General features: G+C 50.4%; 12 protein-coding genes. 1 reads left to right on the forward strand and 11 read right to left on the reverse strand.

Annotation, left to right across the window (positions count from 1 at the left end; all coding sequences use genetic code 11):
* Positions 1–121 precede the first annotated feature (121 nt).
* Both PsAD46_RS26815 and PsAD46_RS26820 read right to left on the reverse strand, forming a co-directional pair.
* Positions 122–505 (reverse strand): RidA family protein, encoded by a 384-nt coding sequence (locus tag PsAD46_RS26815; RefSeq protein WP_063308285.1) that lies wholly within the window; start codon positions 503–505, stop codon positions 122–124.
* Positions 506–614: 109 nt separating this feature from the next.
* Entirely contained in the window at positions 615–806 is a 192-nt protein-coding gene (locus tag PsAD46_RS26820) for a hypothetical protein (RefSeq protein WP_057460807.1), read from the reverse strand.
* 532 nt (positions 807–1338) lie between these two features.
* Here PsAD46_RS26820 and PsAD46_RS26825 point away from each other — a divergent pair.
* Complete coding sequence (locus PsAD46_RS26825) at positions 1339–2421, forward strand: MaoC family dehydratase (RefSeq protein WP_063291797.1); 1083 nt, start codon at positions 1339–1341, stop codon at positions 2419–2421.
* A gap of 141 nt (positions 2422–2562) precedes the next feature.
* On the opposite strand, the gene PsAD46_RS26830 is transcribed toward PsAD46_RS26825, so the two are convergent.
* The 9 genes from PsAD46_RS26830 to PsAD46_RS26870 form a co-directional block, all read right to left on the reverse strand.
* On the reverse strand, positions 2563–3942 hold the full coding sequence (locus tag PsAD46_RS26830; RefSeq protein WP_063308286.1) for a methyl-accepting chemotaxis protein: 1380 nt from the start codon (positions 3940–3942) through the stop codon (positions 2563–2565).
* A 348-nt stretch (positions 3943–4290) separates the two neighbouring features.
* A complete protein-coding gene (locus PsAD46_RS26835) occupies positions 4291–5937 on the reverse strand; it encodes a U32 family peptidase C-terminal domain-containing protein (RefSeq protein ID WP_063308287.1) in 1647 nt (548 codons plus the stop codon).
* Positions 5938–6268: 331 nt separating this feature from the next.
* Positions 6269–7201, reverse strand: a complete 933-nt coding sequence (locus tag PsAD46_RS26840; RefSeq protein WP_063291799.1) for a LysR substrate-binding domain-containing protein — start codon at positions 7199–7201, stop codon at positions 6269–6271.
* 346 nt (positions 7202–7547) lie between these two features.
* Positions 7548–8732 carry a citrate synthase family protein gene (locus PsAD46_RS26845; RefSeq protein WP_063308288.1) on the reverse strand — a complete coding sequence of 395 codons (1185 nt, stop codon included), beginning with the start codon at positions 8730–8732 and terminating at the stop codon, positions 7548–7550.
* A gap of 82 nt (positions 8733–8814) precedes the next feature.
* Positions 8815–9828 carry a DctP family TRAP transporter solute-binding subunit gene (locus tag PsAD46_RS26850; protein WP_063308289.1) on the reverse strand — a complete coding sequence of 338 codons (1014 nt, stop codon included), beginning with the start codon at positions 9826–9828 and terminating at the stop codon, positions 8815–8817.
* Positions 9829–9980: 152 nt separating this feature from the next.
* Positions 9981–11381 (reverse strand): TRAP transporter large permease subunit, encoded by a 1401-nt coding sequence (locus tag PsAD46_RS26855; protein ID WP_063300295.1) that lies wholly within the window; start codon positions 11379–11381, stop codon positions 9981–9983.
* A gap of 5 nt (positions 11382–11386) precedes the next feature.
* On the reverse strand, positions 11387–12019 hold the full coding sequence (locus PsAD46_RS26860) for a TRAP transporter small permease (protein WP_063290431.1): 633 nt from the start codon (positions 12017–12019) through the stop codon (positions 11387–11389).
* A gap of 121 nt (positions 12020–12140) precedes the next feature.
* Positions 12141–13142, reverse strand: coding sequence for a DctP family TRAP transporter solute-binding subunit (locus PsAD46_RS26865; RefSeq protein WP_063308290.1), 1002 nt, complete (start codon positions 13140–13142; stop codon positions 12141–12143).
* Positions 13143–13321: 179 nt separating this feature from the next.
* A complete protein-coding gene (locus PsAD46_RS26870; RefSeq protein ID WP_063308291.1) occupies positions 13322–14689 on the reverse strand; it encodes a sigma-54 dependent transcriptional regulator in 1368 nt (455 codons plus the stop codon).

Consider the following 14689-nt stretch of genomic DNA (forward strand, 5'->3'; position numbering starts at 1 on the left):
TAGCTAAGGCAAACGATCTTTCAACTGGCGAAAAGACCAGAAACTTAAAAGTCTCTCAGCATATACGCCCACAATATACCTTGCCAGTTTCTCGAAAGCCAACAGAAAGCCAAAAGCCCGATTAGCTCCTTCGAGCCATGACTTCTATTTCGACCTTCATCTCTTCCTTGATGAGAGCGCAAATAACCATGGTTGCCGCAGGCCGGATTTCACCAAAATACTCACCAAGTACGGCAAAAACTGCCTCAACGTTACTCCGGTCAGTCACATAATAGCGCGCACGAACCACATCCTTAAGCGAACAACCAGCTTCGCCAAGCGCACTTTTGATCGTTTCCAGCGCATTAACGGCCTGTGCGCCCACATCCTCTGGCATTTGCATCGTCGAATAGTCATATCCGGTCGTGCCAGAAACATGGACGAAGTCACCATCTACAACTGCACGAGAATATCCAGCGGTCTTTTCAAAGGGTGATCCTGAAGAAATTAAGGTTCTCTCCGACATAACAACCTCCCTCGACTACAACTCAACGTGCTGCGGCAGAACCACCAACAGCATTTAGTGTTTGTAGGATACAACCGGGACAGCTCAGATCAATTGAGAAATTGGCGCCTTATTCCTGACGACTTGATGAGAAAAAGCAGCTCAGCCCAAGTGCGGTCCATAAAGCGATGCCAATCCAGTACATCAGCGGGTCTTCTGTCCGGTAGATGACATCATAAAGAAGCGTGTATCCCGCATAGAGATCCCACGCGACCCACGCCAGCAAAACAACACCTACAATCCGCCAGAAAAAGCTCACCATGGGCGAAAACCTCCTACCACTCATAGTAACGCTTTGATCTTGAAGAAAAACCTACGGTTTTAGGGGGCCAAACAGTGAACAACTCAGCACACTCACTCAAAGTGAATCAGTCAAGATTTGCTAACATTTTTACTGATTCGCTTGCACAATCCTACAATTTCAACGTCAGGATGTAGGTTTAGCTAAAAACAAGACATAATTACCTAATCATAATCTACATTTAATTTGCTCATTCCTACTGATTCTGAGATATAAAGGGTCTCAAACGGACAGAAAGCTTGCTTGTTTCTCTCGAGTATTTTTGTCGATCATCTGAAGCACGGATTGCGGCAACCACCACATTATCCGTCAACCTATTGAATTTGTTCAATTAAACAAGTCAATTGGACAACCAAGGAAAATACAAGGGCACAAGAAAAAAGATCAAAAGCGACATATACTATGCGAAGTGTCAACCTTCTAAGGTGTTGCTTGATAACTAAAAATACTTCTTATTCAATGCCTGCCGTGTTGTTGTTGGGGGACTACATACATGACGTTAACTGCGGTTAAGACAAAGACGTCTTGCGGTAACTTTTTTGAAGATTTTCACGTGGGCCAGGTCATAAGACATGGAACACCAAAGACAATAAACGAAGGAGATACAGCTCTTTATACTGCATTATACGGATCTCGATTTGCGGTACAGTCGGGAACTGCTTTTGCAGAAACCATTGGATACCCGTATTACCCGTTGGACGACCTTCTAGTCTTCCACGTGGTCTTCGGTAAAACAGTGGGAGATATCTCACTGAACGCCGTCGCAAACCTGGGGTATTCCGACTGCCGTTTCCTGATGCCTGTCTATGCCGGAGATACAGTCTCTGCTACGTCAGAAGTCATCGGGCTGAAAGAAAATTCAAACGGCAAAACCGGTGTTGTTTACGTGCGCTCTACTGGCTATCGCCACAAAGAGCCAGGGAATCCTGAAAAGGTTCTGGAATACACCCGCTGGGTCATGGTGAAGAAGCGCGATGAAAATGCGTCTGCACCAGAAACCACCCTGCCGGATCTACCAGACGGAATTTCCGAGGACTGCCTGGGGCAAGCCGTTCCAGAGCTTTCAATCGATGATTGGGACTTTGACCTGTCCGGTTCACCATTCCGCTTCGATGACTACGAAGTGGGTGAAAAGATCGATCACGTCGACGGTATGACCGTGGAAGAAGCTGAACACCAGCTCGCAACACGTCTTTACCAGAACACAGCGAAAGTCCACTTCAATCATCATAGCGAGAAAAACAGCCGCTTTGGCAAACGCCTGATCTATGGTGGCCATGTCATCTCGCTTGCGCGCGCTTTGTCTTTCAACGGACTAGGCAATGCTTTCCATATCACAGGCATCAATGCAGGACGACACGTTGCACCGCTCTTTGCAGGTGACACCGTTTACGCATGGTCTGAGGTTCTGGATAAAAAACGGATTGAAGGAAGAAGCGATATCGCAGCACTACGCCTGCGCCTCGTTGCAACAAAAGATCTTATTTGCGGAGATTTCCCATACAAGAATGAAGACGGGAAATACCAAGACAGCGTGATCCTTGATCTGGATTACTGGGTCGTCATTCCGGTTTGATCTTCACCGTATCCTTGAGAAGCCAAAACCTCTCAAGAACGGATACGGCCAAACGACAAAAAATAAAACAACACAAAAAGAAAGCCCGGCGCATCACCTGCCCGGGCTTTTCTGATTTTCAATCAGTTCCAGGAATTCACCTCACCGCTTGGTCAACAACTCGTCCAGATAGCGCAGTACCTCAGTAGAAGCGTCTTCCATGCGTTTGTAAGCAGCATCTGCACCTGCATGATCTGCTATTCCCAGAAGGCGTGCGCATTCCTTGCCTTGTTCGTGAACTTCAGCATGAACAGGCAACAGTTTCTTAAACGCCAGACTATCGCGAACACGAGCATCATCCACCTTGTCATACCACTTGCCAAGACGGCACTGATGATGATCTGAAAGCTCACTCACCTGCAAATGACTGAGGCCAACTGACATTTCGGCAAGGTGCTTCTTCCAGATTATGTGATCAGCCTTAGCACGATGCAGAATAAAGTTCGGTACGCCTCGCTGATCAAACTCAGTAAACTGCTCTTCCACGATGGATTCAGATTGAGCAACCGTCTGGATCACATGTTCAATCCGCTCATTCACATCGCGTGCATGCCCTGCAATTGCATGGACACCGCGATTGATTTCGCTGGTTGCCTCTTCCTGTTGCGTCAGTTGGCGTGCAATTTCACGCATCTGCGTACTCGCAACTCCTACATCGCGCAGCACTTCAGAGATCAAACTCTCGGCATTCTGTGAGTTATCAATACTCTTGCTGACCAGAGATTGCGCATCATTCACAGCTGAGTTCACATCGTTCACGTGAGCCTGCAAGGTCTCAATCCGGCAACGAATATCATCTGTTGCCTGCTGTGTTTGACCGGAAAGGTCCTTTACCTCGGAAGCCACAACAGCAAAACCCTTGCCTGCCTCACCAGCACGCGCGGCTTCAATCGTCGCGTTCAGTGCCAACAGATTTGTTTGCTTGGCCAGTCCTTCAATCGTACCAACAAAGGTCCCAATCTGAACAGCGGCAGCGGTCAACTCATTTGCAGCAGCAGTCATACTTTCAAAGAACCGGCCAATATGCTGGCTGGCATCTGCAGATTCTCGAGTTGCTGTTTCTCCCTGCTGCATGGCTTCATTTGCAGATTCCACCGCATCCGCAGCTCCTTGAGCGCTGGAGGCGATTTCAGAAAACGAAACGTTTAGCTCTTCAACACCGGTCGCAATTGTCTGCGCACCTTCATCCGTTTTGCGGATATGCCATGTGATTTGGGAGATCGCGGCCATCGATTCACTGGCTTGCAGGGAGTACTCTACCGTTTGACCAAGGGTACGCTCGTCCTGATCATCAAGCTTCTGCTTCAGCGATTCAAAGCGCTCATAAAGATCTGCTGGAACTCCTTCCACTTCGGGAAGTGGACGATCTTCCATCAAAGCCAACAGAAGTGCATCAATTCCTTCACGATAGATGCCGCCCACATCTGCCTGATGTGATCCCTGAGCTTTAGGTGCGCTCTTCAACATTCCGGACCAGTTCATCTTGAATTACCTTCCAAACTGCACATTCAGTGCAGATAATTCCCTAGCCGCCAATCTCTCACCACCACAACCCAGCCAAGTCACGAGAGACTGAGCAAGTAAGATCAGCGTATTTACGTACCCCACAACAGATCATTCAAGACAACAAGTGCAACTATCCCAACGTCAAACTCATGAGCTTGAAAGACTCATGCTTAAAACATACATAAATTATTACTAATAATAGCTTACTGGCCTAATAAGCATGGTTTTAGCTTTGAGATTCAATGGGTTCTCATAAGGATCAGACAAAATAAAAGCCCCGACCTTTCGGACCGGGGCTTTGAATGCATCAACCTAACTAAGCTATCAGCTCACTTCGTGCTTCAACGCATTCCGCGCCAACATCACACCCTGCTTTTTGGTCTTCAGGATCTCGCGAGCTTTTTCAAACTTCGGATCTTCCCAGAAGATCATGCAACCGTTACAGCCACGCCCACAACAGCCTTCCAAACCAAGACGAGGAGACTTCGGTTTGCGATCCTGACTGCCTTCAGAAATCGCATCAATCAGTCGGTCGCGCTGGCTCTCATACTTATTCTGCTGCGCATTCGTCGCCTCACCACGCGCTTCAATACGCTCCGCTGTCCGGTCCAGCTTCAGGCGGCTCCACTGCTCAGGTGTCAACGGACGCTCTTTACGCACCACAGTGTTCACCGGGAAGCGGTCCTTAAAGTCAACTGCATCGTCTTTGTCGAACAGCGAGAACGGGATTCGCACCAGCGGCTGCTTGCCAGCATGCACTTCCTCTGTAATCTCACCAGACTTTGCATTTTCAAACTCATAGATACGCAGCAAGACGCTATCGTCGGACAGAGGCTGCAGAAACTCCAGCACTTCCCCGGCAACAATCTTGTTCTTCACTTTCATGTAGAACGCTTCGTCAGTCACCTTCTCAACAATGCCGGCAAACTCCCACTCACCAATAGAGTGTGTATCTTCATAATTGTGGGCGTAGTTGTTCAAACGACCTTCATGGAACGCAGTTGTGTAGCCACGGTTGGCAACACTGTACATCTCATCCATGTACTTTTGTGGGTTCCAGTTCTCAGGATCACGATAGTAATCATCAATCGCCATGCGGTAAGCGCGTGCAACAACCGCCACGTAGTACATGGACTTGCCACGGCCTTCGATCTTCAGCGAATCCACACCGATGCGCAGGAAGTCATTCAGCTTCGGCATCAGGCACAGGTCTTTGGAGTTCAGAATATAAGAACCACGACCATCTTCCAGAATTGGCATCAACTCGCCGGGGCGGCATCCCTCTTCCAGCAAGAACTCAAACATGTCCATGTTGTCTTCGTTCAGCTCAAGCTCATTGATCGTGCCGTCTTTCATGCGCATGCGCACTTTGTAGTTCCAACGACAGGAGTTTGCACAATTCCCCTGGTTCGCGCCACGCTCTGCCATAAAGTTGGAAAGCAGGCAGCGACCGGAGTAGGTCATACACATCGCGCCATGAACAAATGCTTCCAGACGAATGTCCGGGCACTTCTCACGAATTTCAGAAAGCTCAGGAAAAGACACTTCACGCGCCAGCACAACCAGATCCGCACCCTGCTCTTTCCAGAAATCAACGGAAAGCCAGGAGCAAACGTTCGCCTGCGTGGAAATATGCAGCGGCACGTTCGGCAGCTCTTTGCGCATAAACTGGAACACACCCGGATCAGCAATGATCAAACCATCCGGATTAATATCGCGAATAGTCTCGGCATATTCCTTCAGCTTTGGAACATCCTTGTTATGAGAAAACAGGTTCAGCGTCAGATAAACACGCTTGCCATGCTTATGCGCAAATTCAATCCCCTCAACAACCTGCTCAAGCGTAAACTCTGCCTTCGTACGCAAGGACATATCTGGCGTACCAAGGTAGATCGCATCTGCTCCATAAAGCACAGCAATCTTTAGCTTCTGAAGGTTGCCCGCAGGCATCAGGAGTTCTGAAGTTCTCATAGTGGCGACCAAATTCTCTGGTGTTTTCTAAAGCTCTGTTGTCGAGCTATTGACCAGCGCCTCGGCAGTGTCTTTGGGAAACAGCAAAAGGGCGCGTATTTAGGGGTGCTTCTAAGGGATTTCATCAAGGATGAACAGAACAATTTTGTCTCACCCAGTTTGATGGGCTCCTGCAATTTCATCGCTCAGCAACACACCACTCCAACAAATTCGAATAACTACGCTTACAAAGAAATGGGCGGATACCGAAGTACCCACCCAAATCATAAGAACACTCATGTAAGCTGACGGTTAATTGCCCCCGCCGTCAGCTACAAACAGCAAGGCTTGTTTAATCGACGAGCGCAGCCACTGGTTCATAAGCTTCTTCATCTACAAAATCGTAGCGCAACTGATTTTCAAACCAATCACGGAAGCTGCGAATTTTTGGCTCAGCTCCACGCTTCTCACGCCACATCAGTTTATGTTCACGACCATCCCGCTGATATTCAGGGAAGATCGGCACAAGACGTCCGGCGGTCTCAGCTTCGGCACTTAAAAGATTGGACTCAAGAACAATGCCGAACCCCTTTTCGGCAGCGTCAAGAGAAAGCGCCGCATTCTCAAACACCATCATCTCATTGACGATCGGGTTTGGAACACCAGCTTCAGACAGCCATGTCTCCCAGGAAACCGTGGCACCTTCACTGCGAATAATCGGCAGTTTTAGCAGCTCATTCGGCTTCTTAGGGTAGCCAAGATTATCCAGCAGTTCAGGCGAAATCAGCGGACGAAACTTCTCGCGCCCTAAGGAGATTTCCTGAAACTCTTCTGGAGTATTAGACTGACGTGTGAAGACGAGGTCATACAGCCCGCCTTCAATATTCTGATCAGAGCCACTGCTGGAAACAGTCACGGTGATCTCTGAGTTATGCGCGGTAAACGAACGAAGACGGCGCAACAACCAATTGCTAGCGAAGCTTGAAGAACAATGGATACTCAAAGTATCCCTGTTCCCGACAGCTTCGATAGTGCGCGTCGCAGTTGAGATTCTGTCAAATGCCTCGGCAATCTCCGAGGCATATCGATAGGCCGCTGCAGTCGGGAAAACCGCTCTGGAACGGCGCTCAAACAGCTCCAGTCCCAGGTGATCCTCCAGCGCTTTGAGCCGGTGACTGACCGCACTAGCGGTAATTGCTAGCTTTTGGGCCGCCGAAACCAAACTCCCAGTTTCCATAACTGCACGAAACGCGACCAAAGCATTCAAAGGGGGCAAACGATTCATGAAATGCCTTATTCTTGATAGAGTGAGAGATACAACCAATATTCCGATTAATGATGTAGACGTAACATAGCGCCTCCCCAATTTGAACACCCTCAAATCAACTAGGTCACGTCAAAAGTTATGTAAAAGAGCACATTTCCACAATAGATAACACCACGCATGAACTACTCAATTATTGATAATCTACGGAATACTTTCTCATATTCAATACAAATAATCGATATAAAATTAACTACAGAGAAAGAACATAACAATATCAATTTTACGCTAGGAGATCATAGAATAGGGTCGGGATACACGCCTAGGTTAAAGATCAAAAAAATTAACTATTCAACTGACGCCTGCTTTAGGTCGGACGAATACCAACATATGCAGCACGCGGACGTATTTGTTCTTGCATTTGATATTGTTCGAGCGCCTGAGCGATCCAGCCGCTAATTCTTGAAATACAAAACAAAATTCCGGCAGAATTTTTTGGTAAGCCCAAAATCTGCTCCAAAAGTGCTAGTGGAAAATCCACATTCATGTGCTTTCCGAAAAGCTCCCGAGATCTTTCCAGTAATGGTGGAATCAGTGCAACAAGCGGGTGATCCAGCTCACTTTGCATGAGTTTGCCTAATAGAAATTCGCCCCTTGGATCAGGCCCGCCGTATACGGAATGCCCAAGTCCCGGCAGATATTCTCCGTTCATACATCGCTCTTGCAACACGTTCTCTATATCGTCAGCTACATGAATATGCTTCAGCCAACTCAGCACGCGCTCTGCGTTTGTTCCATGTCTGGGGCCCATAAACGCTCCAAGCCCGGAAACAAGAACAGCATGCAGCGGCGCCCGTGTCGAAGCCGCACATCTGACCGCATATGCGCTGGTATTAAGCTCATGGTCAGCACACAAAACAAGCGTCGCACGGATCAGATCGATAGCCTTTTCATTCTTCACGCCCCAGGCTTGAGCAATCTGCCGGTGCATCGGGTCAGTGCTCGGCGCTTGCATCAGTAGCGCACTGGCTGCAAGGCGAATGAGGCACGCCCCTTTTCGCTTGAGTAGCTCCTGAGACAGCGTATAGGCCGCGCTGTCTTGTTCCGGCCAGGAACAGAGCGCCACAATCGCCCGCTCAGCGGGCCTCTGGTGCCCGCTCATCACCTCGACGGCATGAGGCGCAGGCTGAGCAAACGGGTCATTCTCACAATCCCACAGCAGCGTGGCGACACTTTCAAGCGTACCAGCCTTTGCAAGTTCCAGTGCAGACTGACCGCGGTAGTAATGCCCCTCATCTGTCAAAAGCGTCAGCTTGGTCTCAAGTACGCCCTTTGCAGCAGCACTCCGGGACTGCCCATCCCGTTCCTCAGAGCCTTCTCCAGCCCGACGACTTCGCAGGAAGCGGATATCGGAAGCATCATAGAGCCGCGTCCTCCCCGGCCCTTGAACCGAGCGGACCAACCCACGGCTCACATAGGCATACAGCGTGGCCGGGCGCACCCCCAACTCATTGGCAGCTTCTTTAGCGGAAAGATAAATAACTTCAGACATGGCGCACCTATTACATGATCAACGTTGATCATACGAATAAGGCTGACACACGCAATACTATAGATGTCCAATCAGAAGACCGTCAGTTGCCCTTGGTCGCATTTGAGGCTTCAGCAGCAGCAATCAGATCCTTGCCGATCTCATCTTCAAACTCACCCCAAACAGGTCGCATCACATCCGCCCATTGCTGGCGCTGTTCTGGCGTCAACTCACGCACGGTATAACCAGCATCGACAATCCGTTGCCGGTTCTCGTCGCTCGTCTGCGCAGCTTGCGCATTGGCCTTGGCCAGCGTTTCTTGGAAGATCGTCAGAAACTGCTCCCGCACATCAGGCTTCAGGCTTTCCAACCACTCCTTAGGTGCAAACACAACATAAGCCAGCAATTGATGGTTGGTCTCAGTAATCCCGTCCTGAACCTCAAAGAACCTCGATGTGAAGATGTTGGACCAGCTGTTCTCCTGACCATCAACAACCCCCAACTGCAAAGCCCCATAGACCTCTTTAAACGCCAATTTCTGCGCACTCGCTCCCATCGCCTCAATCATCGCAACGGCCACATCAGAATTCTGCACCCGAAACTTCAGCCCTGCCCCGTCAGAAGGCACGAGCAACGGCTTATCGGCAGAAAAGTGCTTTAATCCATCATAAAGATACCCAAGCCCAACAACCCCGAAATCAGACATGACATCAAGCAGTTCCTGCCCCTTCTCGCTGGCAGTAAAACGCTGTACTGCATCCATGTCCTCAAACAGGAAAGGCAGATCAAAGAGTCGGAACTTGTTGGTGTAAACTTCCAGTTTTGAAAGAGAAGGCGCCGCCAGCTGCACATCACCCAGTATCAGGGCTTCCATCACCTTCTCATCATCATAAAGCTGGGAAAAGGGAAACACCTGCATGCAGGCCACACCGTCCATCTCGGTGTTCACCCGTTCCGCCAGCATCCGCGCAAAGTCACCCTTAGGATGGCCTCTCGGCGGCACAACATGGCTGAACTTGATAACAACTTCGCCAAGCTTACAGTCAATCTGGGCGAACGCAAGTGTGGCGAAAACAACGCCCAGAGCAAGAATTACAGCGGTGAACGCTCTCCTCATCAGCTCCTCACGGCAACATTATGGGACCTGACTATTATCGCAGTTTCCCCCCAAAATCCGCCTAAGCTATTGCTCTGCATTTGCCTCGAATAAGCAGCAACAAAAAAGCCGGAGCAAATGCCCCGGCCTTTCAAAACATATCTTGGTGCCAGCTACCTGACGATAACCTCTGGCCCCATCATATAGGTTGGCAGCGCCGTGGAGAGCCATGGCAAATACGTAACCAATACGAGAAACACCAGCAGAACCATCACAAACGGTGCAGCGGCACGCACCACCTGCACCAGACTCATACCCGTTATGCCCGAGGTCACAAACAGATTGAGCCCGATAGGCGGTGTGATCATGCCAATCTCCATGTTCACCACCATGATGATACCCAGGTGAATTGGATCAACGCCCAGCTCCACAGCAATCGGGAACACCACAGGCGCCACAATCAACAGCAAACCGGATGGTTCCATGAACTGACCACCAATCAGCAGGATAATATTGACGGCAATCAGGAAGGTGAACCAGTTGAAACCTGCACCTAGCATCCAGTCGGTAATGACCTGCGGGATACGCTCAGCAGTGAGTGTGTGAGCAAAAAGCAGCGCATTCACGATGATGAACATCAACATAATCGTGGTCTTACTACTCTCAACCAGCACCTTGCGGGTATCCCGGTGGAAGAAGGCAGGGAAGAAGTAAAGAACACTCAATCCAATATTACGGACAATTGCCTCAAGCAGTCCTTCACCAGACTTACGCCATTTCTTGTCCTTCAGCGGCCCCATGTCACGATAGATGAACAGAGCAATCAGACACGCATACACAGCTGCCACAGCCGCAGCTTCTGTTGGTGTAAACACACCTGCGTAAATACCGCCAAGGATGATCACAATCAGGAACATACCAAACGCAGCTTCAGCAAACGTGGACCACAGCACCCTGAAGCTTGGGAACGGTTGCGCAGGCAGGTTTTTCTTGCGGGCGATAATGTAGATCGTCACCATCAGCATCAGACCAGCAACAATGCCCGGGATGACACCCGCCAGGAACATGCGCCCAACAGAAACGTTGGTTGCAGCCGCATAAACAACCATCACGATGGAAGGCGGGATCAGAATTCCCAGCGTACCAGCATTGGCGATGATGCCTGCAGCAAATTCCTTGGAGTAACCAGCCTGACGCATCGCAGCAATCGCGATGGTACCAATCGCAACCACAGTCGCTGGAGACGAACCAGAAAGCGCAGCAAAGATCATACAGGCCAGCACGCCAGCCATAGCCAGACCACCACGCACCCAGCCAACAGTAGCCACAGCAAAGTTCACGATACGACGGGCAACGCCGCCAGTGGACATGAAGCTGGAAGCCAGAATGAAGAACGGGATCGCGAGCAGTGTAAAGTTCTGCGACGCATTGAACATCTGAATGGTCACAGAGCTCATAGAGTCATGAGAGAACAGCGCGATGTAGAGAACGGAAGACAAGCCAAGCGCAATCGCGATTGGTGCCCCGATAAGAAGCAGCCCAAAGAGCAGCAAAAAGAGAACAGCGGTTTCCATTGGGCTTAGTCCTTCAGCACGTCTTTGTTTTCTTCAACGAGCTCTTCAGCTTCGTGCGCGGCAATCATCGTGTCGCGTTGGCCAGTCAGAATGAACCAGCACATCTGCAGCGACCGGAAAGCCAGAAGGGCAAGACCGATTGGCAAGATGACATAGCCCCACCACCGTGGAACACGCTCTTTCACACCAAACATCTCCTGATACCACTCAGGAAACTTCAGATCTTCCATGCCGATTGGAAGCTTGTAGTACTTGGCAACGTAATCAAACGCACCGCCGGAAGACCCGCGGTTATCAAGCCCAAGCAACCAGCCAAACCAGTCTGCATCAAACAACAGTGCCGCATACAGCAGCGTCACCAGCGCACCAATCAGCCCGAAGGTGCGGAAGACCGGTTTCGGAAACAAGCGGATGAAAGCATCAACGCCAAGGTGCGAGCCAATTTTCAGGCCATAGCTCATGCCGAAAAGAATAAGCCATGCAAACAGCACGCGGGTGAACTGTAGCGCGCCACCCCAACCCGAGTTAAAGCCGTACCGCATGACGACCTGCCAGAAGGTGACCAGCGTCATCACCGCAAGGATGGTGGCGATAAAGCCTTCTTCGAAAGCATCTATTATTTTATTTAGTCGAGACAAAGCGCCCTCCCCCAACAGCACTCTCATTTCCCAGTGTGTTGCGGCACCGAAAAAGAAACCATTGTGGTTTTTCAGGGTCTGCCCGACCAATAGCCGGACAGACCTATCAAGATGTATTGGATTAGTTGTTTGCTGCGACGGCAGCGTCGATCACATCCTGACCGATGTCATCAGCAAACTTGCCCCATACAGGCTTCATCACGTCAACCCACTGTTGACGCTGCTCAGGTGTCAAGCTGCGAACTTCTACACCAGATTCAATGATCTTCTGCTTGTTCGCTTCGTTGATAGCGGAACTACGAGCGTTCGCATCGTTGGTCACTTCAGTGAAGATAGTGATGAACTGATCGCGAACTTCTGGATCAAGGCTGTCGAGCCATTCCTGAGAGGTCACAGCAAGATAAGACAGCAGCTGGTGGCTGGTTTCTGTAATACCGTCCTGAACTTCAAAGAACTTCTTGGTGTAGATGTTGGACCAGGTGTTTTCCTGACCATCAACAACGCCGGTCTGCAGTGCGCCGTATACTTCTTTAAACGCAAGCTTCTGCGCGTTTGCTTCCATTGCTTCAATCATCGCAACAGCAACGTCAGAGGTCTGAACGCGGAACTTCAGGCCAGCAGCATCAGCAGGTGTCAGCAAAGGCTTGTTGGCGGAGAAGTGCTTGATGCCGTTGTAAACGTAGCCGAGACCAACAAAGCCGATGTCAGACATCGCACCCAGCAGTTCCTGACCTTTTTCACCCTGTGTGAAGTTGTTCACTGCATCCATGTCGGAGAACAGGAACGGAAGGTCAAACACACGGTACTTGAGTGTGTAAGCTTCGAACTTAGCAAGAGAAGGCGCAGCGATCTGAACATCGCCGAGCAGCAGAGCTTCCATCACTTTGTCATCATCAAACAGCTGGGAGCTTGGGAAAACCTGCATACAGGCCTTACCATTCATCTCAGTGTTGATACGCTCTGCCAATGCAGTTGCAAAGTCACCCTTTGGGTGGCCGGTCGCAGACACAACGTGACTGAACTTGATAACAACTTCACCCGGATCACACGCTTCAGCAGCAACGGCTTGAGTAGCGGTGAACATGCCAGCTGCAACTGTGGCAGCAGTAACCAATTTCTTCATAGTATCCTCCCAGATGGAACGGAGCGAAGCTCCTCACGATACCAAAAGCAATCTGCGTGCCAGTTTTAATACTAATAGTATTTTCAGCTACTTACGGATATTTACCTAATTATTCGATTTACATTTGTTACGAATAAGTAACATTGACCACTCAAAGATGTGTCGAATTCGACACATTTCTATTCACCAATCTCATCCTTCCCAAGCCCATACTTCTTCATCTTCTCATAAAGCGCCTTGCGGGAGACTGACAGCGCTTCATACGTCGGCTTAATCTTGCCGTCGTTCTTCTCAAGCTCGGCAGCAATAATATCGCGCTCATGGGTACTTACGCGCTCTGCCAGCGTACCACTCTGCGAACCGGCAACTGCAGCAGTCGTACCAGCTGCCTTTGGCTGACCTTCCAGCCCCAGCACAAACCGGTCTGCCACGTTGCGCAGTTCACGCACATTTCCCGGCCACTCCCGCTGCATCAGTTCACCGAGAAACTCCCTCGAAATTTCTGGCACTTCTTTCCGGTAACGCGCCCGCGCCCCACGCGTCAGATAGTGGAACAGCACCGGAATATCCTCCAGCCGTTCTCGCAGCGGCGGAATAGCCAGTGTGATCACGTTAAGGCGGTAAAACAAATCCTTCCGGAACCGCCCTTGGTTGGAGGCCGCCTCCAGATCTTCTTTGGTCGCTGCCACAAAACGCAGGTCCAGCGGAATGGATTTGTTCGACCCAAGACGCTCAATCGTCCGTGTCTCAAAAACTCGCAGCAGTTTCACCTGCAAGTCCAGTGGCATGGACTCAATCTCATCCAGAAACACCGTCCCGCCATGCGCATGCTCCAGCTTGCCAATGCGCAGGCCACTTGCACCAGTAAAGGCGCCTTTCTCATGCCCAAACAGCTCGCTCTCGATGATATCAGCAGGCAGGGCGCCACAGTTCAGCGCCACAAATGGCCCGTCTTTGCGCAGGCCTTCTTCATGCAACGCACGAGCAACGACCTCTTTACCAGAACCTGTCTCACCCAGAATAAGCACATCCGCATCCGTGCCAGACAGCGCGGTAATAGTACTCCGCAGCTCTTCCATGGACGGGGACTTGCCAACAATGCGCTCTTCCAGACCTGAGAGCTTGCCCAGCTCCTCACGCAGCACGCGGTTTTCCAGCGTCAAACGGCGCTTTTCCAGCCCACGCTCAACAACGGCAACCAGCCCACTAACCGGAAACGGCTTCTCTTTGAAATCATAGGCCCCGGCCCGCATAGCTTCCACCGCCAGCGGTACATCACCATGGCCGGTGATCAACACCACAGGCAAAGCACTGTCGATCTCGAAGGCAGCTTTCATCAGATCAAAGCCGCCCATCTTGGGCATACGGATATCGCTGACCAGAACTCCATAGAACTCATGCGTGATGTGCTCCAACGCTTCTTCAGCGCGAGAAAACGACACCACGTGATAGTCGGCCAGTTCCAGCCCTTCCACCAGCGCTTCACGCATATCTTCGTCGTCATCGACCAGAAGAATGGTGGCTTTATCGATTGCCCATACGTCCAT

It is taken from the genome of Pseudovibrio sp. Ad46, from assembly GCF_001623065.1.
Taxonomy (GTDB): domain Bacteria; phylum Pseudomonadota; class Alphaproteobacteria; order Rhizobiales; family Stappiaceae; genus Pseudovibrio.